The 25442-nt window shown below is 73.5% G+C and carries 21 protein-coding genes, 1 tRNA gene and 1 pseudogene; 14 read left to right on the top strand and 9 right to left on the bottom strand.

The window, feature by feature from the left end; translation table 11 throughout:
- Positions 1-6 precede the first annotated feature (6 nt).
- On the bottom strand, positions 7-1215 hold the full coding sequence (locus ACFVQ3_RS03765) for a beta-ketoacyl-[acyl-carrier-protein] synthase family protein (protein ID WP_387635248.1): 1209 nt from the start codon (positions 1213-1215) through the stop codon (positions 7-9).
- A 230-nt stretch (positions 1216-1445) separates the two neighbouring features.
- Entirely contained in the window at positions 1446-1994 is a 549-nt protein-coding gene (locus tag ACFVQ3_RS03760; protein ID WP_387635245.1) for a GNAT family N-acetyltransferase, read from the bottom strand.
- A gap of 94 nt (positions 1995-2088) precedes the next feature.
- Between ACFVQ3_RS03760 and ACFVQ3_RS03755 the strand changes: the two genes are divergently transcribed.
- The 6 genes and pseudogenes from ACFVQ3_RS03755 to helR all read left to right on the top strand — a co-directional run bounded on the left by ACFVQ3_RS03755 (position 2089) and on the right by helR (position 12565).
- Positions 2089-2952: a tryptophan 2,3-dioxygenase gene (locus ACFVQ3_RS03755; RefSeq protein WP_387635243.1), complete on the top strand. Its 864-nt coding sequence runs from the start codon at positions 2089-2091 to the stop codon at positions 2950-2952.
- Positions 2949-4103 (top strand): amidohydrolase, encoded by a 1155-nt coding sequence (locus ACFVQ3_RS03750; RefSeq protein WP_387635240.1) that lies wholly within the window; start codon positions 2949-2951, stop codon positions 4101-4103. Before ACFVQ3_RS03755 ends, ACFVQ3_RS03750 begins: the two co-directional genes overlap by 4 nt.
- Complete coding sequence (locus tag ACFVQ3_RS03745; protein WP_387635237.1) at positions 4100-5383, top strand: kynureninase; 1284 nt, start codon at positions 4100-4102, stop codon at positions 5381-5383. Before ACFVQ3_RS03750 ends, ACFVQ3_RS03745 begins: the two co-directional genes overlap by 4 nt.
- A 122-nt stretch (positions 5384-5505) precedes the next feature.
- On the top strand, positions 5506-7683 hold the full coding sequence (locus ACFVQ3_RS03740) for an MMPL family transporter (RefSeq protein WP_387635234.1): 2178 nt from the start codon (positions 5506-5508) through the stop codon (positions 7681-7683).
- A 138-nt stretch (positions 7684-7821) separates the two neighbouring features.
- Positions 7822-10208, top strand: a pseudogene (locus ACFVQ3_RS03735) (ATP-binding cassette domain-containing protein).
- A gap of 167 nt (positions 10209-10375) precedes the next feature.
- Positions 10376-12565: an RNA polymerase recycling motor ATPase HelR gene (gene helR, locus ACFVQ3_RS03730; protein ID WP_387635232.1), complete on the top strand. Its 2190-nt coding sequence runs from the start codon at positions 10376-10378 to the stop codon at positions 12563-12565.
- Positions 12566-12732: 167 nt separating this feature from the next.
- Here helR and ACFVQ3_RS03725 read toward each other — a convergent pair whose 3' ends face one another.
- The 3 genes from ACFVQ3_RS03725 to ACFVQ3_RS03715 form a co-directional block, all read right to left on the bottom strand.
- A complete protein-coding gene (locus ACFVQ3_RS03725) occupies positions 12733-13311 on the bottom strand; it encodes a Dps family protein (RefSeq protein ID WP_387635230.1) in 579 nt (192 codons plus the stop codon).
- A 143-nt stretch (positions 13312-13454) separates the two neighbouring features.
- Positions 13455-14087, bottom strand: a complete 633-nt coding sequence (locus ACFVQ3_RS03720; RefSeq protein ID WP_387635228.1) for a transcriptional regulator — start codon at positions 14085-14087, stop codon at positions 13455-13457.
- Positions 14084-14506: a DNA-binding protein gene (locus ACFVQ3_RS03715; RefSeq protein ID WP_387635226.1), complete on the bottom strand. Its 423-nt coding sequence runs from the start codon at positions 14504-14506 to the stop codon at positions 14084-14086. The genes ACFVQ3_RS03720 and ACFVQ3_RS03715 overlap by 4 nt, the downstream gene beginning before the upstream one ends.
- A gap of 57 nt (positions 14507-14563) precedes the next feature.
- On the opposite strand from ACFVQ3_RS03715, the gene ACFVQ3_RS03710 reads away from it, so the two are divergent.
- Both ACFVQ3_RS03710 and ACFVQ3_RS03705 read left to right on the top strand, forming a co-directional pair.
- On the top strand, positions 14564-15835 hold the full coding sequence (locus tag ACFVQ3_RS03710) for a PEP/pyruvate-binding domain-containing protein (protein ID WP_387635223.1): 1272 nt from the start codon (positions 14564-14566) through the stop codon (positions 15833-15835).
- Positions 15832-16443 carry a histidine phosphatase family protein gene (locus ACFVQ3_RS03705; RefSeq protein ID WP_387635221.1) on the top strand — a complete coding sequence of 204 codons (612 nt, stop codon included), beginning with the start codon at positions 15832-15834 and terminating at the stop codon, positions 16441-16443. Before ACFVQ3_RS03710 ends, ACFVQ3_RS03705 begins: the two co-directional genes overlap by 4 nt.
- Before the next feature lie 87 nt (positions 16444-16530).
- Here ACFVQ3_RS03705 and ACFVQ3_RS03700 read toward each other — a convergent pair whose 3' ends face one another.
- A complete protein-coding gene (locus ACFVQ3_RS03700; protein ID WP_387635218.1) occupies positions 16531-17199 on the bottom strand; it encodes a response regulator in 669 nt (222 codons plus the stop codon).
- Positions 17196-18374, bottom strand: coding sequence for a sensor histidine kinase (locus tag ACFVQ3_RS03695; RefSeq protein WP_387635215.1), 1179 nt, complete (start codon positions 18372-18374; stop codon positions 17196-17198). The genes ACFVQ3_RS03700 and ACFVQ3_RS03695 overlap by 4 nt, the downstream gene beginning before the upstream one ends.
- Positions 18375-18544: 170 nt before the next feature.
- On the opposite strand from ACFVQ3_RS03695, the gene ACFVQ3_RS03690 reads away from it, so the two are divergent.
- The 6 genes from ACFVQ3_RS03690 to ACFVQ3_RS03665 all read left to right on the top strand — a co-directional run bounded on the left by ACFVQ3_RS03690 (position 18545) and on the right by ACFVQ3_RS03665 (position 23159).
- Positions 18545-19495 carry an alpha/beta fold hydrolase gene (locus ACFVQ3_RS03690; RefSeq protein WP_387635212.1) on the top strand — a complete coding sequence of 317 codons (951 nt, stop codon included), beginning with the start codon at positions 18545-18547 and terminating at the stop codon, positions 19493-19495.
- Between the two features lie 170 nt (positions 19496-19665).
- A complete protein-coding gene (locus ACFVQ3_RS03685) occupies positions 19666-20100 on the top strand; it encodes a hypothetical protein (protein WP_387635209.1) in 435 nt (144 codons plus the stop codon).
- Between the two features lie 31 nt (positions 20101-20131).
- Positions 20132-20413, top strand: coding sequence for a DUF2510 domain-containing protein (locus ACFVQ3_RS03680; RefSeq protein ID WP_387635207.1), 282 nt, complete (start codon positions 20132-20134; stop codon positions 20411-20413).
- A gap of 103 nt (positions 20414-20516) precedes the next feature.
- On the top strand, positions 20517-20897 hold the full coding sequence (locus ACFVQ3_RS03675) for an ArsR/SmtB family transcription factor (RefSeq protein WP_387635204.1): 381 nt from the start codon (positions 20517-20519) through the stop codon (positions 20895-20897).
- On the top strand, positions 20894-22849 hold the full coding sequence (locus ACFVQ3_RS03670) for a heavy metal translocating P-type ATPase (protein WP_387635202.1): 1956 nt from the start codon (positions 20894-20896) through the stop codon (positions 22847-22849). Before ACFVQ3_RS03675 ends, ACFVQ3_RS03670 begins: the two co-directional genes overlap by 4 nt.
- Positions 22842-23159, top strand: a complete 318-nt coding sequence (locus ACFVQ3_RS03665; RefSeq protein WP_387635199.1) for a hypothetical protein — start codon at positions 22842-22844, stop codon at positions 23157-23159. The genes ACFVQ3_RS03670 and ACFVQ3_RS03665 overlap by 8 nt, the downstream gene beginning before the upstream one ends.
- Before the next feature lie 135 nt (positions 23160-23294).
- On the opposite strand, the gene ACFVQ3_RS03660 is transcribed toward ACFVQ3_RS03665, so the two are convergent.
- Positions 23295-23368, bottom strand: a tRNA-Pro gene (locus ACFVQ3_RS03660).
- A gap of 433 nt (positions 23369-23801) precedes the next feature.
- A complete protein-coding gene (gene der, locus ACFVQ3_RS03655) occupies positions 23802-25388 on the bottom strand; it encodes a ribosome biogenesis GTPase Der (protein WP_387635197.1) in 1587 nt (528 codons plus the stop codon).
- Positions 25389-25442 lie beyond the last annotated feature (54 nt).

Below are 25442 nucleotides of genomic sequence, written 5' to 3'. Positions count from 1 at the left end.
AGGGCATCAGCCGCGCGAGACCACGACGCTCACGCTGTGCCCGCCGAACCCGAACGCGTCGACCAGGGCGTGGCGCGCCGTCGTCGGGCGGGCGGTCCCGTGCACCACGTCGAGGTCGATCGCGGGGTCCTGGGTGTCGACGTTGAGCGTGGGCGGCACCACGCCGTCACGCAGCGCGAGCAGCGCGACGACGACGCCGAGCGATCCCGAGGCCCCGAGGAGGTGACCGGTCGCCCCCTTGGTCGAGGTCACGGGCGGCGGGTCGGGCAGGGCCGAGCGCAACGCGTCGGCCTCGTTGCGGTCGCCCACGGGGGTCGAGGTCGCGTGGGCGTGGACGAGCCCCAGGTCTCCGGGCGACAGCCCGGCCGAGCGCAGCGCGAGCGTCACGGTGCGCGCCTGGTTCTGGGGGTCACCACCCACGATGTCGTAGGCGTCGGACGTCAGCGCGGCCCCCGAGACCACGCCCAGGACGTGGGCGCCGCGTGCCCGGGCGTGCTCCTCGGCCTCCAGGACGACGACCGCGGCCCCCTCTCCCATGACGAACCCGTCCCGCGTGACGTCGAAAGGGCGCGATGCCCGCCCGGGCTCGTCGTTGCGCGTCGACATGGCCCGCGCCTGGGCGAAGGCCGCGAGGGAGAACGCCTGGACCCCCGCCTCGACTCCCCCGCACACGACGACGTCCGCGGTCCCCGCGAGGATCATCTCGCGCCCCGTGGCGATGGCCTCGCTGCCGGCGGCGCACGCGCTCACCGGGGCCCGGGCCCCGCCCCGGGCTCCCAGGTCGATCGAGAGCCAGGCGGCGGGGCCGTTGGCCATGAGCATGGTCACGGCGTGCGGGGAGACCTGGCGGTGGCCGTGGGCGTCGAAGAGGCGGCTCTGGGCGAGGGTCGTCGCGATGCCGCTGTTCGCGGAGCCGACCACCACGGCCAGCCGTTCCGGGTCGACGTCCGGGCTCCCGGCGTGGGCCCAGGCCTCCCGGCCCGCGACGAGCGCGAGCTGTTCGGCGCGGTCGGTGCGGCGCAGCAGGCGGACGCCGAGCGGTTCGGCGAACGCGTCGTCGACCCGGGCGGCGATCCGCACGGGGAGGTCCTGCGCCCATTCGTCGGTGATCTCCCGGACCCCCTGGTCGCCGCGCACGAGGGCGTCCCAGGTCCCTGGCGCCGTCGATGACAGCGGTGTCACCACGCCGATCCCTGTCACCACTGCTCGTGTCATGGTGCCTCCCCGGTCGTGCACACGGCCCCGGCCAGGTCCCCGCGTGCGCCTGCCTGCACTGTAGGACGCACGTCCCAACCCCGCTGCCCACGGGCCCCCGGGTCCGTGGGTCCGTGGGTCCCGTAGCGGTGCGCACCGCGCGACAGGCCGTCGACGGGCCCGCGCCTCGCGACGCGTGCCGCTCGCGACGCGTACCGCCCGAGCGCGTACCGCCCGAGCGCGCGCCTCCGCTAGAGCGCGTGCGCCATCGCGCGCTGCGGTCCCGCGTCGCCGCCGAGGTAGCGCCCGCGGTCGACGAACCCGCCGCGCGCGTAGGCGCGCAGCCCCGCGGCGTTCTCCTCGTTGACCGTCAGCACGACTGCCGCGAACAGCTCGCGCCCCAGGCGCTCGGCGAGGCGGGCCGCGAGCGCCGGCAGCGCGGCGGCCACGGCCGTGCCGACCCCCTGTCCCTGGTGCGTCCGGTCGACGAGGAACCCGCGGAACAGCACCACGTCGCCGGTCGCGGGCCCGTCGAGCAGCGCGACGACCTCGGCGGGCGCGCCGCCGGGGTGCAGGACGCCGAGCCCCGCGACCTCGTCGCCGCGCGTGACGACCAGGAGGTGGCGGCCGGGGTCGGCCTCGGCGAGGGCGACGATCTGCGCGGCGGACGAGACGAACCGGTCCTGGCCCGGTGCCGAGGTGACCGCGCGCAGCCGGTCCAGCATCGTCTCGCGGGCCACCGGGTCCCGCGCGAGGTCGTCGAGGAGCGTGCTGCTGGTGCGCCCGGTCTGCGTGTCCACCCGGCGACGGTACCCTCGCCGCCGGGTCGCCGGGTACGGGCCGTCCGGTACGGGACTCGTGGCACCCGCCGCCCGCCGCACCTAGTCTCGGGGGATGACAACGCCGTCACCGGGCAGCGAGCGCCCGCTCGAGCCCGACATCGTGACCGACCTGCGCGAGCAGATGACGTACGGCTCGTACCTGCACCTCGACACGCTCCTGGACGCGCAGGCACCGGTCAGCGAGCCCGCGCACCACGACGAGATGCTCTTCATCGTGCAGCACCAGACGACCGAGCTGTGGCTCAAGCTGGTCCTGCACGAGCTGGTCTCGGCGCGCGCGCTCATCGCTGCCGACGACCTCCAGTCGGCGCTCAAGCGCATCGCGCGGGTCAAGCACGTCCAGCGCACGCTGACCGAGCAGTGGTCCGTGCTCGCGACGCTCACCCCGAGCGAGTACGCGCAGTTCCGCGGGTTCCTGGGTCACGCGTCGGGGTTCCAGTCGTGGCAGTACCGCGCGGTCGAGTTCCTGCTGGGCAACAAGAACGCGCGCATGCTCTCGGTGTTCGACGCCGAGCCCGCGGCGCGCGCCGAGCTCGAGCGCCTGCTGCACGAGCCGAGCGTCTACGACGAGTTCCTGCGCTACCTCGCGCGGCACGGGCACGACGTGCCCGCCCGGGTGCTCGAGCGCGACGTCACGCAGGGCTACACGCTCGACGAGGACCTGGTCGAGACGTTCCGCGCGATCTACGACGACCCCGAGGGCGACTGGCTCGCCTACGAGAGCTGCGAGGAGCTCGTCGACCTCGAGGACAACTTCCAGCTCTGGCGCTTTCGCCACATGAAGACCGTGCTGCGCATCATCGGGACCAAGCGCGGCACGGGCGGGTCGAGCGGCGCGGGTTTCCTCGAGAAGGCGCTCGACCTGACGTTCTTCCCCGAGCTGTTCGCGGTGCGCACCGAGATCGGCCGGGCGTGAGCACCGGACCGGAGGAGCGCGCCGGCGTCACCGTCACGGTCGACGCCCGCTGGGAGCGGGGTACGGGATGGACCGGCCCGACGGCGGTCGTCGCCACCCCGGGCGGGTTCCGGTCGCGCGCGGGCACCGACCCCGCCCCGACCCGCCACCTCACGGGCGTCCTGCTCCCCGGCTTCCGCGACGCCCACGTCCACCTGTCGCTGGTCGACGCCGAGGCCCTGCACCGCGGCGGCCTCGCCGCGGTCGACGACCTGGGCGGTGACCCTGCGGTCCTGTCGGCGCTCGCCGCGCGCTCACGGGCCGCACGCTCAGCACGGTCGGCACGGTCGGCACGGTCGGCACGGTCGGCGCGGTCGGCGCGGTCCGACCGTGCCGCACCCCTGCCCGAGGTCCGCTTCGCCGGTGCCTTCCTCACGGCCCCGGGCGGCTACCCGTCGGACCGGTCGTGGGCGCCACCAGGGTCGGTGGAGGAGGTCGACGGCCCCGACGAGGCCGTCGCCGCGGTCGACCGGCAGGTCGACGCCGGGGCGAGCTTCGTCAAGGTCGCCCTGCACACCGGCGCGGGTCCCGTGCCCGACGACGCGACGCTCCGCGCGGTCGTGGGGCGGGCTCACGAGCGCGGCCGGACCGTGGTCGCGCACACCGAGGGCGCCGGCCAGGCCGAGCGGGCCCTCGTGGCGGGCGTGGACCGGCTCGCGCACTGCCCGTTCAGCGAGCGGCTGCCCGAGCGTCTCGTGGCGGCGGCGGCGCGCTCCCAGACGTGGATCAGCACGCTCGACGTCCACGGCTGGGGCGCCCCGACGGACCAGCACGCGGTGGCTCTCGACAACCTGACGCGGTTCGTCGCCGCGGGCGGGACGGTCGTCTACGGGACGGACCAGGGCAACGGGCCGCTGCCCGTCGGGGTCGACGAGCGCGAGCTGGTGGCGCTGCTCGACGCCGGGCTGACGCTGGACCCCCTGCTGCACGCCCTGACGTCGGGCCCGCCACCGGCTGCGCTCACGCTCCTGCCCGCGACCCGCCCGGGGCAGGGCGCCCCGCCCGAGGAGGTCGCCGCGTGGCTCGCGAGAGCGCGCGTGCTCACGGCCCACGACCTGCTGGGTCCCGCACCCGTGCCCAGCCCCGACCAGCCCCTGGAGGTCCGTCCATGACCAGCACGACCCCGCCTCTCGGCCCCTCGCCGGTCCGTCCGGCCAGTCCCGCCGCACGCGCGGCCGCCCTCGACGCAGCCGACCCGCTGGCCCGCTTCCGCGAGGAGTTCGTGCCGTCCGACGACGTGGTCGCCTACCTCGACGGCAACTCTCTCGGGCGACCCACGCGAGCCGGCGCCGAACGGCTCGCCCGTTTCGCGACCGGGCAGTGGGCCTCTCGTCTCATCCGCGGCTGGGACGAGTCCTGGTACGAGCTGCCGCTCGCGATCGGCGACCGGATCGGGGCGAGCGTGCTCGGCGCCGCGCCGGGCCAGACGTTCGTGGGCGACTCGACCACCGTGATCCTCTACAAGCTCGTGCGCGCGGCGCTCGACGCCCGACCGGGCCGTACCGAGATCGTGGTCGACACGGGGAACTTCCCCACGGACCGGTTCGTGCTCCAGGGCATCGCAGCCGAGCGTGGCGCACGGCTGCGCTGGATCTCCCCGGAGCCCGACGCGGGCGTGACCCCGGACCAGGTCGCGGACGTCGTCGGGCCGAGGACCGCGCTCGTGGTCCTCAGCCATGTCGCCTACCGCTCCGGGTACCTCGCCGACGCCGACGCGATCACACGCGTCGCGCACGACGCCGGGGCCCTCGTCCTGTGGGACCTGTGCCACTCCGCGGGGGCCGTGCCCGTCGCGCTCGACGACTGGGGCGTGGACCTCGCGGCGGGCTGCACCTACAAGTACCTCGACGGCGGACCCGGGTCGCCCGCGTTCGGGTACGTGCGCACGGACCTCCAGGCGGCGCTGACCCCACCGATCCAGGGCTGGATGGGCAGCGACGCCCCGTTCGAGATGGGGCCCGACTACGCGCCGCACACGGGGGTGCGTCGATTCCTCAGCGGGACGCCCTCCGTCGTCGGGATGCTCGCGATGCAGGACATGCTCGACCTGCTCGACGAGGCCGGCAGGGTCGCGGGGGCCGGTGCCGTGCGGGACAAGTCGGTCCGGCTCACCGAGTTCGCGCTCGAGCTCGTCGACGAGCTCCTCGTGCCCCTCGGGGTGCGCGTCGCCTCGCCCCGCGACCCGACCAGGCGCGGCAGCCACGTGACGATCGACCACGCCGCGTTCGAGCACGTCGTCAGGCGGCTGTGGGCGCAGGGCATCATCCCCGACTTCCGCCGACCCGACGGCCTGCGGCTCGGGCTCTCGCCCCTGTCGACGAGCTTCGCCGAGGTGCAGGTCGGGGTCGAGGCGATCCGCGCCACCCTGCTCGAGGAGCCCGCGAGCGCCTGAGGTCCGGGCGGGCCCGGGTGGTGCAGGTCGCCTGCCGGGCCGGCCACCGGTTGTCGCCACCGGGCACCGGTGCCACGCTGGAGTGGTCGTGGACCCGGGATCTCGCCAGGGAAGGCGCCCCCATGTTCGGCAGCATCGCACGGTCGGTGATCGCTCACCCGTGGCGCGTGATCGGCGCATGGGTGCTCCTCGCGGCCGCGGTCGTCGTCTTCGCCCCGAGCCTCGACGACTACACGACGGGCAACCAGCAGTCGTTCCTGCCCGCGTCCTTCGAGTCGGTCAAGGCGCAGGACGCGGGCGACGAGAGCTTCCCTGCGCAGTCGGGGGCGACGGGCAGCCTGGTCGTCGTCCGGTCCGACGGCGCGGCGCTCACCGCGGACGACCAGTCGGCCGTCGCGGGCCTCGCGACGACCCTGCAGGGGGACGCGATCCCCGGGGTCGTCGCGGTGCAGGAGACCCCGCAGTCCCTCTCGCAGGACGGCCTGACCGCAGCCCTGTCCGTCGCGTTCGACGGCCAGCCCGGCGACGAGGCGGTCGACGACGCGGTGCCTGCGCTGCGCACCGCGACCGACGCGGCCCTGCAGGGCACGGACCTGACCGGCGCGCTCACGGGCAACGCCGCGATCGCGGTCGACACGACCACGGCCTACGCAGCGGCCGAGCGGACCATCACGATCGCGACCGTGCTGCTCATCGTGGTCCTGCTGGGCCTCGTGTTCCGCAGCCCCGTGATCGCCGTGATCCCGATCGTCGTGATCGGCGTCGTGCTCTCGGTCGTCACGGGCCTGACCGCGTGGCTCGCGGACCTGCTCGACTTCCAGGTCAGCGACACCCTGCAACCGATCCTCGTGGTGGTCCTGTTCGGGATCGGCACCGACTACATCGTGTTCGTCCTGTTCCGCTACCGCGAGCACCTGCGCCGGGGCGAGAGCCACCACGAGGCGCTCGAGGGCTCGGTCGGGGTCGTGGGCAGGGTCGTCGCGTCCTCGGCGCTCACCGTGATCGGTGCGTTCGCGGCGCTGCTGTTCGCGCAGCTCGAGTCGCTGAGCACCCTCGCACCAGGGCTGATCGTGGCCGTCGCGGTCATGCTCGTCACGGCGCTGACGCTCGTCCCGGCGGTCTTCGTGCTGCTCGGCCGGGTGCTCTTCTGGCCCCTCGGCCCGGGCCACGACGCCCGGCGCAGCCCGTTCGCGGCCGTCGGGTCGTTCACGGCCCGCCGACCCGTGGTCCCGGCGCTCGCCGTCGGGGCCGTGCTCGTGGTCCTCACGCTCTTCGCCTCGGGGTACAAGGCCACCTACGACACGCTCGACGAGCTCCCCGCCGACACCGCCTCGCGCCAGGCCTACACGACGCTCGACGCGTCCTTCCCCGCGGGAGCCCTGAGCCCCACGCAGGTGTACGTCGTGGGGACCACCCCGCTCGACCCGGCCGCGCTGTCCACGCTCGCGACGAACCTCGCGGCGGTCCCGGGCGTCACGTCGGTCGCACCGCCCACGACGACGACCGACGGGACGGCCGCGCTCGTCACGGTGGTGCTCGCCGACGACCCGTACTCCGACGCCGCCATGGCCACGGTCGAGGGGCCGCTGCGCGACGCCGCGCACGGGTCGGTCCCCGGCGCGCAGGTGTACGTCGGCGGGCAGACGTCGGCGTTCGTCGACGTGCGCGACCAGCTCCGCGCCGACACCGAGCGCGTGTTCCCGATCGCGGCCGTGATCATCGTCGTGATCCTCGGCTTCCTCCTGACGTCCCTGCTCGGCGCCGTCAACCTGCTCGTGTGCGTCGCGCTCACGTTCACCGCGACCCTCGGCGCGGTCGTCCTGCTCTACCTGCACGCGCTCGGGTACGCCGGCATCGACTTCTCGATCCCGATCGTGCTGTACCTGTTCGTCGTCGCGATCGGCACGGACTACAACATCCTGGTCGCCGCGCGCATGCACGAGGAGTACCGCGCGGGCGCGACCTCGCGGGAGGCCGCGCGCATCGCGATCACCCAGGACGCGCCGACCGCGGCCGCCGCCGGGATCATCCTGGCCTGCACGTTCGCCTCGCTCATGCTCACGGGCATCGCCAACCTCGCGCAGCTCGGGTTCGGCGTCGCGGTCGGGATCGTCGCCGCCGCGTTCCTCATGGCGCCGCTGCTCGTCCCCGCGCTCGCCGCGCTCGAGGGTCGGGCGTTCTGGTGGCCCACGCGGCGGGCCGTCGTCGGCCTCCCGCAGGCCGAGCCCGGACCTGCGCCCGGGGCCGGGGCGGGACCGGGTCCTGCCGACGCTCCCGCGGACGTGGCGCCGTCGGGCTGACGCCGGTCCCGCGACGCCGGTCCCGCGACGCCGCGCCCCCTCGCCCCGTCGGTGGCGGGACCTAGGCTGGGCGGACGAGAGACGACATGCCCGGCCGCAGGCTCTCGCGCGCCTGCCGACCCGACAGATGGAGAGACCATGACCACGGTCACGAGGACGGACGAGTCGTCCGCACTGCCCCTTGCCGACAGCCACGACATGATCCGCGTGCAGGGCGCGCGAGAGAACAACCTCAAGGACGTCAGCGTCGAGATCCCCAAGCGCCGGCTCACCGTCTTCACGGGGGTCTCGGGCTCGGGCAAGAGCTCGCTGGTGTTCGGCACGATCGCGGCCGAGTCGCAGCGCATGATCAACGAGACCTACAGCGCGTTCCTGCAGGGCTTCATGCCCTCGCTCTCCCGGCCCGAGGTCGACCACCTCGAAGGGCTGACGACGGCCATCATCGTCGACCAGGAGCGCATGGGGGCCAACCCGCGCTCGACGGTCGGGACCGTCACGGACGCGAACGCGATGCTGCGCATCCTGTTCAGCCGCCTCGGGCAGCCGCAGATCGGCTCGCCCCAGGCGTACTCGTTCAACGTGCCGTCGGTGTCGGGCAGCGGCGCGATCACGATCGAGCGGGGCGGCAAGACGCAGGCCGAGAAGGCGACGTTCCACCAGCTCGGCGGCATGTGCCCGCGCTGCGAGGGCATGGGCAACGTCAACGACTTCGACCTGACCGCGCTCTACGACGACAGCAAGTCCCTCGACGAGGGTGCGCTCACGATCCCCGGCTACTCGATGGACGGCTGGTACGGGCGCATCTACCGCGGCTCGGGGTTCTTCGACGCGACCAAGCCGATCAGCACGTTCACGAAGCGCGAGCTGCACGACCTGTTGTACAAGGAGCCGACCAAGATCAAGGTCGACGGCATCAACGTCACGTTCGAGGGCCTGATCCCCAAGATCCAGAAGTCCTTCCTGTCCAAGGACGTCGACGCGATGCAGCCCCACATCCGGGCGTTCGTCGAGAAGGCCGTGACGTTCCAGACGTGCCCCGAGTGCCACGGGACGCGACTGAGCCCCGAGGCCAGGTCGTCGAAGATCGCGGGCAAGAGCATCGCCGACGCGTGCCAGATGCAGATCACGGACCTCGCGGAGTGGGTCCGCGACCTCGACGAGCCGTCGATGGCCCCGCTGCTCAAGGGCCTGCAGCACCTGCTCGACTCGTTCGCGGAGATCGGGCTGGGGTACCTCTCGCTCGACCGGCCGTCGGGGACGCTGTCGGGCGGCGAGGCCCAGCGCACCAAGATGATCCGCCACCTGGGCTCCTCGCTCACCGACGTCACGTACGTCTTCGACGAGCCGACGATCGGCCTGCACCCGCACGACATCGAGCGCATGAACTCCCTGCTGCTCCAGCTGCGGGACAAGGGCAACACGGTCCTGGTCGTCGAGCACAAGCCCGAGGCCATCGCGATCGCCGACCACGTCGTCGACCTCGGCCCCGGCGCGGGCACGGCGGGCGGCGAGATTGTCTTCGAGGGCACGCTCAGCGGCCTCCGCGCGTCCGACACGACGACGGGCCGCCACCTCGACGACCGGGCCACTCTCAAGGAGAGCGTGCGCTCCCCGCGCGGGCAGCTCGAGATCCGGGGCGCGACCGAGCACAACCTCCGCGCCGTCGACGTCGACGTGCCGCTCGGCGTGCTGTGCGTCGTGACGGGCGTCGCCGGGTCGGGCAAGAGCTCGCTCGTCCACGGGTCGGTCGCGGGGCGCGAGGGCGTCGTCGTGATCGACCAGGGCGCGATCCGCGGCTCGCGGCGCAGCAACCCCGCGACGTACACGGGCCTCCTCGACCCGATCCGCAAGGCGTTCGCCAAGGCCAACGGCGTCAAGCCCGCGCTGTTCAGCGCCAACTCCGAGGGCGCGTGCCCGGTCTGCAACGGCGCGGGCGTGATCTACACGGACCTCGGTGTCATGGCCACGGTCGAGACCACGTGCGAGGAGTGCGGCGGCAAGCGGTTCCAGGCGGCCGTGCTCGAGTACACGCTCGGCGGGCGCAACATCGCCGAGGTGCTCGCGATGTCCGTGACGGACGCGGAGAAGTTCTTCGCCGAGGGCGACGGGCGCATCCCCGCGGCCCACTCGATCCTGAGCCGGCTCGTCGACGTCGGGCTCGGGTACCTGAGCCTGGGCCAGCCCCTCACGACCCTGTCCGGCGGCGAGCGCCAGCGCATCAAGCTCGCGACGCAGATGGGCGCCAAGGGCGACGTCTACGTCCTCGACGAGCCGACCACGGGCCTGCACCTGGCCGACGTCGAACAGCTCCTGGGGCTCCTCGACCGGCTCGTCGAGGCGGGCCGGTCGGTCATCGTGATCGAGCACCACCAGGCCGTCATGGCGCACGCGGACTGGATCATCGACCTGGGTCCTGGCGCCGGCCACGACGGCGGGCGGATCGTCTTCGAGGGCACCCCGGCGGCGCTGGTCGCCGACCGCTCGACCTCACGGGCGAGCACCTCGCGGCGTACGTGGGCGGCTGACCGCCCCGCGCGAGGGGCGAGCACGACCCGCGGCACGAGAGTGGCGGGCAGGTCCCCGGACCTCCCGCCACTCTCAATCTATAGCGCACCGGGGGGCTTGCGGCAAGGCCCCGGTGGAGGCGGAAGATGGTCGGCCCGAGGCCAGAACGACGGAACGAGCCACAGCCATGACCCCCTCGAGCACGAGCGTGTTCGCCCTCCCGCCCCGCCTCTCCCCCAAGGCCGCCCCGGCCCTGGTCGACCGCGACGAGGAGCACTTCGCGGCCATCGCAGCCAGCCTCGACGAGACGACCAGGGACGTCTCGGCGCGCCTCGACGCGGCGCGCAGGTCGCCCGGCGGCAGCGGGACGCTCGCCCTGGAGCGTGACCAGGAGATCCACCGCCTGTCCTCCCGGCTGCGGACGCTGCGCCGCTACGGCGTGGACCTGTGCCTGGGACGCATGGTCGCCCCGGACGGCTCCGAGCCCGTGTACGTCGGGCGGCTGGGCCTCACGGACCGCGCCGGTCGCCGCCTGCTGGTCGACTGGCGCTCCCCGACCGCCGCACCCTTCTTCAGCGCGACGAGCGCCCACCCCATGGGCCTCGCGAGCCGACGCCGGTACCGCTGGACGCAGGGCCGCATCAGCGACTACTGGGACGAGGTCTTCACGACGGACGGCACGGCCGCCGGCCTCGCCTCCCACGTGACCCTCGACGACCAGTCGGCGTTCATCGCGAGCCTGGGCGCCGAGCGGACCCCGCGGATGCGCGACGTGCTGGGCACCATCCAGGCCGACCAGGACGCCGTCATCCGGGCGGGCTCGGACGGCGCCCTCGTGGTCGACGGCGGTCCCGGCACGGGCAAGACCGTGGTGGCCCTGCACCGCGCGGCGTACCTGCTGTACGCGGACCCGCACGTCGGACAGCACCGGGGCGGGGTGCTCGTCGTCGGGCCGCACCAGCCGTACCTGGACTACGTCGAGGACGTCCTGCCGAGCCTGGGAGAGGAGGGCGTGCAGACCTGCACGCTGCGGGACCTCGTCCCCGAGGGCGCGAAGGCCGTGGTCGAGGCCGAGCCCGACGTCGCCCGGCTCAAGGCCTCGGCGCGCATGGTCGCGGCCGTCGAGCCCGCCGTGCGGCTGTACGAGCGTCCGCCCCGGACGGGCACGACCGTCGAGACCCCGTGGCTCGACCTCTGGCTCAGCGCCGACGACTGGGCCGAGGCCTTCGACTCCCCGGACCCCGGCACGCCGCACAACGAGGCGCGCGACGTGGTCTGGGAGGCTCTGGTCGAGATCCTGATGGACAAGGTCGCGGACGACGCAGACCTGCCGCTCGACCTCGTGCGCCGCTCCCTGACGACGAACCGCGACCTGGCGCAGACCCTCAACAGGGCCTGGCCGCTCCTCGAGCCGACCGACCTCGTCGGCGACCTGTGGGACGTGCCCGCCTACCTGAGGATGTGCGCCCCCTGGCTCACGGCGGACGAGGTCCGGTCGTTGCAGCGCGACGAGCCCCAGGCCTGGACGGTCTCCGACCTGCCCCTCCTGGACGCGGCGCGGCAGCGGCTCGGCGACCCCGAGGCGTCGCGGCGGCGCCGGCAGCACGAGGCGCGGGTCGCGGCGGAGCGCGAGGAGATGAGCAACGTCGTCGACCACCTCGTCGCGACCGACGACTCCGAGCTGCAGGTCATGTCGATGCTGCGCGGCCAGGACCTGCGCGACGCCCTGGTCGACGACGCGTCCCTGCCGGGCGTGACCCCCGACCGGCTCGCGGGGCCGTTCGCGCACGTCGTGGTCGACGAGGCGCAGGAGCTCACCGACGCCGAGTGGCAGATGCTGCTGCTGCGCTGCCCGTCGCGGAGCCTCACGGTCGTCGGCGACCGTGCGCAGGCGCGGCACGGGTTCACCGAGTCGTGGCGCGAGCGGCTCGAGCGCGTGGGCCTGTCGCACGTCGACGTGGCGTCGCTGACGATCAACTACCGGACGCCGCAGGAGGTCATGTCGGAGGCGGAGCCGGTCATCCGGGCCGTGCTGCCGGACGCCAACGTGCCGACGTCGGTCCGCAGCGGCCACGCCCCGGTCCTGCACGGGGCCCCCGAGGACCTGGACCAGGTCCTCGGGACCTGGCTCGCCGAGCACCAGGGCGTCGCGTGCGTGGTCGGGGACCCCGCGTTCCGGGCTTCCGAGCGCGTGCGGTCCCTGACCCCGGTGCTCGCGAAGGGGCTCGAGTTCGACCTCGTCGTCCTGGTCGACCCGGCGTCGTTCGGCGACGGCGACGACGGCATCGCGGGCGCCGTCGACCGCTACGTCGCGATGACGCGCGCGACCCAGCAGCTCGTGGTCCTCACCCCCGGGGCGGTGCCGCTGTCGGCGTGAGCCGCGAGCGCCGGCAGCAGGTCCACGGCCCGACGGCGCCTCCCGGACCTGCGCGGGACGGCCACCGGTCGCGGGGGCGAGCGACGTCGTCGGGCCACGGGCGTCCACGGTGCGGACAGCAGGGAGCCCCTCTCCCCGTGCGGGGAGAGGGGCTCCGTGCCGGTCGGTCAGGCTTCCTTCTTGGCTGCGGTCTCCGCCTTGCGGGCCGCGCCGGTCTCGGTCGTCGCCCCCGAGGTCGAGAGCTCACCACCGGAGGACTCGAGGTGCGCCCGGACGAACCAGTGGAAGAGCTCGAGCTCGTGCAGGTGACCGACCAGGAGGTCGTTGGTCACGGTGTCGAGCTCCTCGGTGTCGGCAGCCGCCTTGCGGTGGTCGGCGATGACCCCCTGGTAGACCTCGTCGAGCGCACCCAGGTGCGCGATGGTCGACGCGCGGCCCAGGCTGTAGTCCTCCCAGGTGCGCTCGGCCACGATCGCGCCCGGCGTGCCGCGCGGCGGGACGCCGAGGGTCGCGATGCGCTCGGCCGTGGCGTCGACCATGGCACGCACGGCGTCGACCTGCGGGTCGATCATCTCGTGGACCGCGATGAAGTGCGGCCCCACCACGTTCCAGTGGATGTGCTTGAGGGTCAGCGCCAGGTCGTTGAGCGCGTGCAGCCGCTTCTGCAGGATCGCGGCGACCTTCCCCCCGTCCTTCAGGGTCAGCGACGGGACGGTGTACTCGGGCAGCTCCTTGCGGACAGCCATGAATTCCTCCTCGATGCTCGGTCCATCAGCGCCTTGCGCTGCTTCCATCGTGGCCCGGGGGCCGTGCGCTCGCAGGTCGAGGCGTCGTGATCGCCGTCACGCTCGGCCGTCGGCGCCCGTGTCCGCGGCACGGGTGCCGACGCTCACGGTTCGGCCCGGCGGTCGATCCCGAGCGTCGCGACCAGGTCCTCGTGCAGCTCGAACCAGACGCGGTGGCACGAGTCGACGTCGATGCCGTCGACCCACCCGCTCTCCCCCGCACGGGCACGCCGCAGGGCCGTGGAGAAGCGGTCGTCGTACCCGTCGAACCGGACCAGGACGTCGCCGAGCCGTCGTACGAGCGGGGCGAGGGCGTCGTCGATCGCGCCGAGCTCGTCGAGGACCGCGGCGTCCCACGCGGGGTCGGTGTGGTCGTTGGGGAGGAGCCGGGCCCCCGGGGCCGGCCGCAGCTGCCAGTCGGTGCATGCCCGCCGGACCCGCGCGTTGAGCGGCAGGAACTCGCGATGGGCGGCACAGACGTCGTCGGCCCGTCCCGTGGCGGCGAGCTCCGCGGCGAGCCTGCGCTCGTCCTCGCCCCGTCCTGCCTCGGTCAGCGACCAGCCGCTGACGTCCGCGAAGGCGGACCGCTGCACCCACCCGTACGCCTCGACGTCACCGAGCACCTCGTCGGTCTCGGCCGGGTCGAGGTCGAACCGACGGGCGAGCGTCGCGGCGTCGGCGAACCCGCAGAGGCGGACCGCGTGCAGGACGAGCAGGACGGTGGTCGGGGAGGTCACGAGCGGCCCTCGTGCCGGGCCGTGAGGCGGTGGAAGTGCTGCTGGCACGCCTGCGGGGAGTTGAAGCCCATCGCGTCGGCGATCTGGGCCCAGGTCAGGCCGGCGCTACGGGCCGTGAAGAGCAGGCCGCTCTCGAGGCCGTCGACCTCGGCGCGTGCGGCGGGCAGCAGCGCGAGCGCGTCGAGGACGTGCTCGGGCGGCAGCTCGCCGGACCGCCAGAGCGCGAACCGTGCCAGGTCCACGGCGGACGGCGGCACGGACGACGGCTGCCACGGCCGGGGGGCGAGCGTGTCCGCGCCCCGCGCGAGAAGGTGGCTGCGGGCGTCCTGCTCGCGGCGGGCCTGGTCGTGATCCGCACGGGTGGCTCGCACGGCGCGGATGTCCTGCTCCGCGCGAGCGGTGTCGTCGTTGCGTGGCATGCGACGATCTTGCACAATCAACGAAATGTTGTCAACGATCTGTTGAGGGAGGTCGAGGTGCTCGTTCCACTGCAGGAGGCAGCGCGCGAGACGTGCGGCGGCAAGGCCACGGCGCTCGGGGCGCTGCTGCAGGCAGGCCTGCCGGTCCCCGACGGCTTCGTGGTGCCGTTCGACGCGGCCGCGGCCGACGACGAGGCGCTGAGAGACGCGCTCGGCCCCGCGCTGCGCGCGCTCGGCTCACCGCCCGTCGCGGTCCGGTCCTCGGCCTCCGGCGAGGACACCTCCCAGGCCTCGGCGGCAGGGCAGCACGAGAGCGTGCTCGCGGTCCAGGCTCCCGACGACGTCGCGCGCGCCGTCCGCACCTGCCGGGCCTCGCTCCACTCGCCCCGGGCGGTCGACTACCGGGCGGGGCTCGAGGACGAGGTGCGCGGCGACGCGGCCGACGAGCCCGCCATGGCCGTCCTGGTGCAGCGCCTCGTCGACGCCGAGGTCTCCGGGGTCATGTTCGCGCCCGACGATCCCGGCGACGCGACGGTGATCGAGGCGTCCTGGGGTCTGGGCCCCTCGGTCGTGGGCGGCACCGTCACACCGGACACCTACCGCGTCGTGGCCCACAAGATCCTCGGTCGCGGGGCCGTCCGCGTTGCGGATCGCGTCATCGCCGACAAGCGGACCCGTCTCGACCGGGACGGCACCCGTCTCGTCGCGCACGACGTACGCCCCGACGACCGGCGACGGCCCACGCTCGACGACGACACCGCCCTGCGCCTCGCCCGGCTGGGGTGGCGCGCCGCAGCTCTCCTCGGCGGGCCGCAGGACGTCGAGTGGGCGCTCGCGGGCGGCACGCTCTGGATCGTGCAGGCCCGTCCGGTCACGGCCCCGCTCCCGGCCCCGCACCCGGCCCCGTCGACCGACGTCACGGGGAGCGCGCCGCGGCTCAGCACCGGGAGCCTGCTGCGCGGGACCGCGGGCAGCACCGGGATGGCGACGGGACCGGCCCGGGTCGTCCGCGGCCCGGACGACTTCTCGCGCGTCCGCCCCGGCGACGTCCTGGTCTGCCCCTTCACGGACCCCGCCTGGACTCCCCTGCTGCGCATCACCGCGGGCGTCGTCACGGAGACGGGAGGAGTCCTGTCCCACGCGGCGATCGTGGCCCGCGAGCGCCGCATCCCCGCCGTGCTCGGGGTCGTCGGCGCCACCGGGCTGATCGTCGACGGCAGCGTGGTGACCGTCGACGGCGAGGCCGGGACGGTGACGCTCGCGGAACCCACCGTGTCGGTGCCGCCCCGGGGCGACGACGGCCCGTCGACCCCAGAAGAATCCCGATGAGCACCCGACACCTCTACCTCGCCCGTCACGGCGCGGCCGACGCCTTCGGTGAGCTGACGGACGTCGGGCGCCGACAGTCGGACCTGCTGGGCCGACGTCTCGCACGCGTGCCCGTGACCGCCGTCTGGCACTCGCCGCTCCCCCGTGCTGCCGCGAGCGCCGCCGTGGTCGCGCGGCACCTGCCGGGCGCGCGGGTCGCCGAGGCCCCGGAGCTCGTGGACCACGTCCCGTACGTCCCGGCGCCCTCCGAGACCCCCGCGTCCTGGACGGGGTTCTTCGACGGTTGGGACGAGGGCGAGGCAGCAGCAGGACGCCGGACGGCCGACGCGCTCGTCGCCCGCTTCGGGACCCCACCGGACCCGGGCACGGGCAGCGCGGGCGACGTCCACCAGGTCCTGATCACGCACGACTACCCGATCGCCTGGCTCGTGCGCCACACGCTCGGTGCGCCGCCCGCGCGGTGGCTCGGCCTGAACAGCGCGAGCACGGCACTGACGGTGATCGACCTCCGGGACGGCCTGCCGCCGACGCTCGTGATGTTCAACGACCAGAGCCACCTGCCGGACGGGCTGCGCTGGACGGGGTTCGGGGGCGCGGCGCGACCCTAGCTCGCGACGTAGACGTACCGTCGCCCCGGGTCGGCACGCTCCCACGAGCGAGGCATGGACGCACGGCCCGCGCGACGCCGTCGGGCCTCACGGCCTCGCGGTGACGAGCCCCGACTCGTAGGCGAGGATCACCAGGTGCGCGCGGTCGCGCGCGTGGACCTTCGCCATGATGCGGTTCACGTGCGTCTTGGCGGTGTGGGCCGAGATCACGAGCTCGGCCGCGATCTCCTGGTTCGTCAGGCCGCGTGCGACGAGGAGGAACACCTCGCGCTCACGCTCGGTGAGGCGGGCGAGCCCCTCGTCCTCCCACGCACCCGCCCGGGGTGTCTGCGCGCGCACGAAGCGCTGGACGAGCGCCCGCGTCGCGGCCGACGACAGCAACGCCTCCCCCAGGTGGATCGTGTGCACGGCACGCACGATGTCCTCGGGCTCGGCGCCCTTCCCGATGAACCCGCTCGCGCCCGCGCGCAGCGCGGCGACGACGTACTCGTCCTCCTCGAAGGTCGTCAGGACGAGCACCCGCGTCGTGCTCGCCGCCGGGCCCGCGCAGATCTGCTCGGTCGCCGCGATCCCGTCGAGCTCGGGCATCCGGATGTCCATCAGCACGACGTCGGGGGCCGACGCCGCGGCGGCCCGGACGGCCTCCCGCCCGTTCGACGCCTCGCCGACGACCAGGATCCCGCCGCTGTCGGTGAGGATGTCGCGCACGGCCTGGCGCACCAGCGGTTGGTCGTCGACGACGAGCACGGTGATCATCGCTGCGCCTCGCTCGGCGCGGGGACCGGGGTCCGCTCGGCGGGTACCTCGATGACGAGGCGGAACTCGCCGTCCTCGCTCGTCGTCCCGACCCGACCTCGCACCGACGCGACCCGTTCGCGCAGGCCGCGCAGTCCGTGCCCACTGGCGGGGACCTCGGCGGCGCCCGCGCGCAGCGGGCTCGTGACCATCAGGACGAGCATGCCGTCGCGAAGGCGGACGTCCACGACGGCCCGGTCGCCCGCCCCGTGCTTGTGGGCGTTCGTGAGCCCCTCCTGCAGGGCGAGGTAGGCGACGTGGTCGCTCGCCGGGGAGAGCGCGCCGCTCCCCGGCTCTCGCCGCACGTCGACGTGCAGGCCGACGTCCGCGAACCGTGCGACCAGGGCGTCGAGCTGGTCGAGCCCGGCCTGCGGGTGGAGATCCTGCCGCTCGCCGCCGCCCTCCGCTCGCAGCAGGGCCATGAGCCCGCCGATGTCCGCGAGGACCGTGCGCGACGCGCTGCGGATGGTCGTGAGCGCCTCGCGCGCACGCTCGGGCCGGGTCTCGAGCGACGACGACGCGACGCCCGCGCTCAGGCTGATCACCGAGATCTGGTGCGCGACGACGTCGTGCAGGTCACGAGCGATACGCACCCGCTCCTCGACCACACGGCGTCGGGCCTCCTCGTCACGCCCCTGCTCCGCACGCTCCGCCCGCTCCGTGACGGCCGCGAGCGCCTCGCGCCGCGACCTGGTCGCGTCGCCCATGGCTCCGGCGAGGACGACGAGCGTCACGAACTGCGTCGCCCCAGGGTCGAAGTACTCACCGTCGAAAGGGACGGCGCTCACGAGGAACACCACGAGCGCGGCCACGCCCACGCACGCGAGCCCGACAGTGCGGCGCGTCCTGTTCGCGACCGAGAAAGCCGTGATCATCACGGCGACCAGAGCACCCGGGGCCATCGTGCCCGCGAGCGCGACGGCGACGGTGCAGACCACGCTCACCCCGAGCGAGACGATCGGCCGTCGTCGGCGCAGCGGCATCACCGCGGCAGGCACGAGCGCGATCAGGACGAGCAGACCCCGCGTGCGGAAGTCCTCGTCAGGGAACGGCAGGACACCGAAGAGCACGACGACGGCGATCGCGACGACGTCGCCGACGGGGACAGCTGCTGCGGCGGAACGAGGTGACGACACTCCCCCAGTATCCCGGCCGACCCTGCCCGGCGGATCGCCCCGGAAGGTGACGTGCGCGTACTGCGATCGCGGTACGCAGGTGTGCGCGGCGGGCTGACGCGCGCGGTCGGCCGGCGCACGATGCTGGACGAGAAGGCGGGGCGCACCGTGTGCCGCGTGGAGAGGAATGCGTGAAGAAGCCTGTGAAGAGAGCGCTCGTGACCGTGGCCGCGATCGGTGCCGTGGTCGCGGTGACCCTGGCCACGACGAGCGTCGTGAACGCCGTCGCGACCGGCCGCGAGAGCGACCGGATCGAGACCTACGGCCAGAAGGTGACGGTCGACGGACGACAGATGAACGTCCTCGTGACCGGGGACGGCCCGCTCGACGTGGTCCTCCTGCCAGGGTTCGGGACCCCCTCGCCCGTCCTCGACTTCGAGCCGCTCGTCGCGGACCTCGCCCGGGACCACCGGGTCGTCGTCGTCGAACCCTTCGGCTACGGCCTGAGCGACGGCACCGACGTGGAGCGGACCACCGAGAACGTCGTGACCGAGGTGCACGCGGCGCTCCAGGAGCTCGGCCTCGACCGCTACGTCCTCATGGGGCACTCGATCGCGGGCATCTACGGCATCGAGTACACCGCGCGCTACCCCGACGAGGTGACGGCGTTCGTCGGGGTCGACACGAGCGTGCCCGGACAACCGCACACGGACACGGCGTTCCCCACGGGACTCATGGCCGCGGCCAAGAACCTCGGCCTGCTCCGTGTCGTCACGGCGTTCGGCGACGGCGCGCTCGACGGCTCCGTGTACTCCGAGCACGCGCGCGAGCAGATGACGATGTTCACGCACCGGAACACGATGCGTCCCACGTACCTCGACGAGATGGAGCACATCGGCCCGAACTTCGAGCGCGCGCTCGGGACGACGTTCCCCGCGGACCTGCCGCTGCTGCTGTTCGTCGAGGCAGAGAACGCGAACAACCCCGACTGGCTGGCGCTGCACGAGGAGCAGGCCGCGACCGTCGCCGACGGCACCGTGGTCCCCGTCCCCGGAGAGCACTACCTCCACCACACGCACGCGCCGGAGATCGCCGCCGGGTTCCGCGAGTGGTCGGCGGACCGCGGGCTGACGACGGACTGACGGCTCGGCGACCGCCGCGAGGGCGCCGCGACGGCGCGGGGCGCTCGCGGCACGGCGGGTACCGTGTGCGGGTGAACGCACGATCGCCCCGACGGGGAACGAGACGAGGTGGCCGCATCGGTCGACGACCGCTCGCCACCGTGTCGCAGACACGCCGGGCCGGTCTGGTGATGGCTGCGGCCTGTGTGGGCCTCGGCGCACTCGTCGTCTGGCGCGGCGGGGACGAGATCGCGTCGGGCAACTTCGCGGTGCTCTTCCTCCTCGGCCTCTGCCTGGTCGGGACGACCGGCTCGGTCGCGCTGACGCTGCGCTCGCCGCAACGCGAACGCCTGTACCGGGTGGCGGAGTTCCTCGGGCGAGCATGCGTCGTGGCGTTCTTCGCCTGCATCGTCGTGTTCGGTCTCGTCGTGCCGGCGCTCCTCGTCTCCCCGGGCTCGGGCAAGGCGCCCGACACGGTCGGCGAGGCCCAGATGCTCGCGCTGTGGACCCTCGTCGTCTTCGTGGCCGTCACGGTCTCGGCGGTCCTGGACCGACGCCGGGCACGGTCGGCGAAGCAAGCGACGGCCTCGCGACCGACGAGCGGCCGGGTCGGCGAACGACCATGAACCACGCGACGACATGGGCAGGAGGAGACGCATGACGTTCCAGCCAGGGTGGTATCCCGACCCCCAGGATCAGCGGCGGGTGCGCTGGTTCGACGGGAACCGTTGGACCGAGCACTGGCGACCGGCTGCCGTCGCGCACCCCACGTCCCCCCGGACGATGAGCGGCGGCACGATCGCGCTCATCGTCGTCGGCGTCCTCGTGCTCCTGGTGGCGATGGTGCTCGTGGTCGTGGTCGTCGTCGCCCTGGTGGGCGGTTTCGTCGGCACCGTCCAAGGGGTCATGTGCGGCGAGGCGCCGCACTACTGCACCTAGGAGCTGTCCGACGGCGTCAGGCTCTCCCCACGGGCGCTGGACAGCGCCGACCGCGAGCGCTCCACCTTGTCGATGATCGATACCGACCGGTTATTATCGAGCCATGTCGATCACTGTTGATGAGTGCGGAGCCTCGACCGAGGGCATGGAACCAGGTGTGGCACTGTTCCGGTCGCTGGGCGATCCGGCCAGGCTGGCGATCGTGCGAAGGCTCGCAGCGGGCGAGGCGCGCGTCGCCGACCTGACCGCTGACCTGGGTCTGGCGCAGTCGACGATCTCCTCGCACGTGGCCTGCCTGAAGGACTGCGGTCTGGTGGCGGGTCGGATGGACGGCCGGCGAGTGTACTACTCCTTGGCCCGCCCGGAGCTGCTGGAGATGCTCGCGGCGGCCGAGGTACTGCTGGCCGCCACGGGGAATGCCGTGGTGCTGTGCCCGAACTACGGCACCGATGCACCGGCCAGGACGGCGGACGTCGCGCGATGAGCGATGCGTGCGGCTGCTCGGACGAGACCGACGGCACCGACGCCCCCGAGAGCGACGAGGAAGCCGTGAGCCTGTGGCAGGTCGGCGAGATCCGCGCCGCGCTCCTGGCTGCGGTCGTGCTGCTGGCCGGTTGGCTGCTGTCCAGGACCACCTCCCCTGAATGGGCCGTGCTGGGGCTCGAGGGTCTGGCGTTGGTGATCGCGGCGACCACGTTCGTCCCGGGCACCGTGCGGCGCCTGCTCACGGGCAGGATCGGCGTCGGGACGCTCATGACGATCGCGGCGGTCGGTGCGGTGGTCCTGGGGCAGGTCGAGGAGGCCGCGATGCTCGCGATCCTCTACTCGATCTCCGAAGGGCTCGAGGAGTACTCCCTCGCCCGCACCCGCCGTGGCCTGCGCGCCCTGCTGGACCTCGTCCCGTCAGAGGCCACCGTGGTGCGCGGCGGCGAGCACCTGACCGTCGACCCGTCCGACCTCGTGGTCGGCGACGTCCTGCTCGTGCGTCCTGGCGAGCGCCTCGCGACCGACGGAGTGGTCCGCACCGGGACGACCGCGTTGGACGTCTCGGCCCTGACCGGTGAGTCGGTCCCGGTCGAGGCCGGGCCTGGCGCACGGGTGATGGCCGGCTCGATCAACGGTAACGGCGCACTGGAGGTCGAGGTCACCACGACCTCCGAGGACAACTCCCTGGCCCGCATCGTGCACATCGTCGAGGCCGAGCAGGCCCGCAAGGGCGGCGGGCAGCGGCTCGCCGACGCGATCGCGTCCAGGCTCGTGCCCGGCATCCTCGTCGCGGCCGCGCTCATCGCGGTCGTCGGCTCCCTGGCCGGCGACCCGGTCCTGTGGATCGAACGCGCGCTGGTCGTGCTCGTCGCCGCGTCCCCGTGCGCGCTGGCGATCTCCGTACCCGTGACCGTGGTCGCGGCGGTCGGCGCCGCATCGAAGGGCGGTGTCCTCATCAAGGGTGGCGCCGCGCTCGAGGAGCTCGGCAGGATCCGCGCGCTGGCGCTCGACAAGACCGGCACCCTGACCGCGAACGACCCCGTCGTCGTCGACGTCGTACCTGCCCCGGGAAGCACGCGCGCCGCGGTGCTCGCGGTCGCAGCCGGGCTCGAGGCGCGCAGCGAGCACCCGTTGGCCCGCGCGATCCTGGCCGCGACCGCCGACCGCCCCGACATCACCGACGTCACGGCGGTCACTGGCGCCGGGATCACGGGCACGTCTGAAGGCCGCCAGGTCCGCCTCGGGCGACCCGGATGGATCGACGCCGGCCCCCTCGCCGCGCAGGTCGCACGCCTGCAGGAACAGGGCGCCACCACCGTCCTGGTCGAGGACGGCGGCTCGTTGCTCGGCGCGATCGCGGTCCGCGACGAGCTCCGCCCCGAGGCCGCCGCGGTCGTCCGCGCCCTGACCCGCGACGGGTACACCGTGGCGATGCTGACCGGCGACAACGAGCGCACCGCGCGCGCCCTGGCCGCAGAGGCCGGGATCCGCGACGTCCACGCCGACCTGCGCCCCGAGGACAAGGCCACGATCGTCCGCGACCTGTCGAGCCGTCACCCCGTCGCGATGGTCGGCGACGGCGTCAACGACGCCCCGGCGCTGGCCACCGCGAACGTCGGGATCGCGATGGGCGCGATGGGCACCGACGTCGCGATCGAGACCGCCGACGTGGCGCTCATGGGCAACGACCTGCACCACCTGCCCCAGGTCCTGGCCCACGCCCGTCGCACCCGCGTCATCATGTGGCAGAACGTCGGGTTCTCCCTCGCGCTGATCGGCGTCCTGATCCCCCTGGCACTCTTCGGCGTGCTGGGCCTGGCGGCGGTCGTCCTCGTCCACGAGGTCGCCGAGGTCTTCGTCATCGCCAACGGGGTCCGCGCCGGCCGATACAGGGCCTCGACCGGCCAACCCGCCAGCGCCTCACCGACTCAGGAGCACGCCCATGTCTGAGCACACCCTGACGATCCTCCTCGTCCCCGACTGCCCCCACGCCGCACCCGCCGTCCACCTCGCCCGACACGCACTGGCCTCAGCCGGTGTGGAAGCAGCCGTCGAGACGTTGGAGGTCGACGACCAGGCCCAGGCCGACCGGCTCCGGTTCGTCGGCTCGCCGTCCTTCCACCTCGACGGGAAAGACCTGTTCCCGACCAGCTCGCCCCCTGCGATCGCCTGCCGCGTCTACCCCACGCCGTCAGGTCTACGAGGTGTCCCGACCGTCGACGGGCTCACACGGGCCATCGAGGCGGGCGTCGGCAACTGACCCTGCTGGTCCGCTCCGACTGCCTCGCTCGGCCGACGGATGCTCGCCCGCGCGGGGTGGTCCGGAGTGCACACCTCGTCCACTTCCGGATACGACAAGAGGCTAGGAATCGTTGCGATTCCTAGCCTCTCTCTGTCGGGCTGACAGGATTTGAACCTGCGACCCCTTGACCCCCAGTCAAGTGCGCTACCAAGCTGCGCCACAGCCCGTGAGCCCCGGAGGGCTTCACCAGCCCTTCCGGGCCGAGAGAAACAATACCCCACTTTGGGCGTGGTCCGTGCATCGTTGCTGGTGAGTGGCACGGGTCACGCACGTCCGGGCGTTCCTCGGGCCTCCCTCAGCCTGCTCCGAGAGCGCGCCGAGGTCGCGCCCAGCCCACCACCAGCGAGAGTCCAGCCACCGCCGGGCAACCGTCCGGAGCATCGCCCGCACCCACGCCCGCCGGCGCCGCCGGACGGACCCAGGGACGCCCCCACGAGCCTCTCCGCTGCCAAGCGCCCCCCGGCACACCCAGAGGCCCCACCACGCCCCGGAAACGCCCAGGAGGGCCGTGCGCGCCTTCCGGCACGCACGGCCCTCCCGTGGGTCTCTCGACGCCTCGTACGCCCCGCCGGAGCCCCACGGGCTCCAGCGGGAGGTGCGTCAGCGCTTGCGCTTCTCGCGCACGCGCACCGAGATCTCGATGGGCGTGCCCTCGAAGCCGAAGGTCTCGCGCAGGCGACGCTCGATGAAGCGCCGGTAGCCGGCCTCGAGGAAGCCGGTCGCGAAGATCACGAAGCGCGGCGGGCGCGTGGACGCCTGGGTCGCGAACAGGATGCGGGGCTGCTTGCCGCCGCGCAGCGGGTGCGGGTGGGCCGCGACGAGCTCGCCCAGGAACGCGTTGAGGCGTCCTGTGGGGATGCGCTTGTCCCAGGACTCGAGCGAGCGCTCGAGCGCGGGCACGAGGCGGTCGGTGTGCCAGCCGGTGCGGGCCGAGACGTTGACGCGCGGCGCCCACTGGATCTGCACGAGGTCCTTCTCGATCTCGCGCTCCAGGAAGGGGCGGCGGTCCTCGTCCATGAGGTCCCACTTGTTGTAGGCGATGACGAGGGCGCGCCCGGCGTCGACGACCTGGGAGATGACGCGCGTGTCCTGCTCGGTGAGCGGGACGGACGCGTCGACGAGCACGACGGCGACCTCGGCCTTCTCGATCGCGGCCTGGGTGCGCAGCGAGGCGTAGAAGTCGGCGCCCTTGGTCTGGTGCACGCGGCGGCGGATGCCGGCGGTGTCGACGAACCACCACGGGATGCCCTTGAGGAGCACGAGCTCGTCGACGGGGTCGCGCGTGGTGCCGGCGACGGAGTCGACGACGACGCGGTCGGCGCCCGCGACCTTGTTCAGGAGCGAGGACTTGCCGACGTTGGGGCGGCCGACGAGCGCGACGCGGCGCGGGCCGGACGGCAGGACGACGGCGTGCTCGGAGACGAGGGGCAGCGCCTCCATGGCGGCGTCGAGCAGGTCGCCCGTGCCGCGGCCGTGGAGGGCGGAGACGGGGTGCGGCTCGCCGAGGCCCAGGCTCCAGAGCTCGGTCGCGTCGGCCTCGCCGCGCGCGCCGTCGACCTTGTTGGCGCACAGCACGACGGGCTTGCCGGACTTGCGGAGCAGCTTCACGACGCGCTCGTCGGTGGCCGTGGGGCCCACGGTCGCGTCGACGACGAACACGACGGCGTCCGAGAGTGCGATAGCGACCTCGGCCTGCTCGGCGACGCGCGCCTCGATGCCGGCGACGTCGACCTCCCAGCCGCCCGTGTCGACGAGCGTGAACTGGCGTCCGGCCCACTCGGCCGGGTAGGAGACGCGGTCGCGCGTGACGCCGGGCTTGTCCTCGGTCACGGCCTCGCGGCGGCCGAGGATGCGGTTGACGAGCGTCGACTTGCCCACGTTGGGGCGGCCGACGATCGCGAGGACAGGCAGCGGGGCCTCGGGCTCGAGGTTGCCCTCGTCGTCGTAGTCGCCGGACAGGAGGGCCATGTCCTCGTCGGCGAGCTCGTAGTCCTCGAGGCCGGCGCGCAGGGCGCGCTCGCGGCTCTCGTCGTCCTGCTCGTCCCCCTCGGCGGCGAGCAGTGGTTCGGTGGTGTCCTCGGGCTGCCCGACGACGTCGCTCGCCTGGTCGATCGTCTCACCGGGGGTCTGCGACACCTCGTCGAGGGATGCCTGGGCATCGGGCTGTGCGTGGTCGGGTGTGGTCATGGCGACCATTCTCCCAGCAACCGGGCAGTTCTCCGAACGAGGACCGTGCGCGAC

The sequence above is a fragment of the Oerskovia sp. NPDC057915 genome (assembly GCF_042887685.1).
Classification (GTDB): Bacteria; Actinomycetota; Actinomycetes; order Actinomycetales; family Cellulomonadaceae; genus Oerskovia.
Note: the sequence above shows the minus strand (reverse complement) of the source record. Positions and strands in the feature narration are given on the sequence as shown.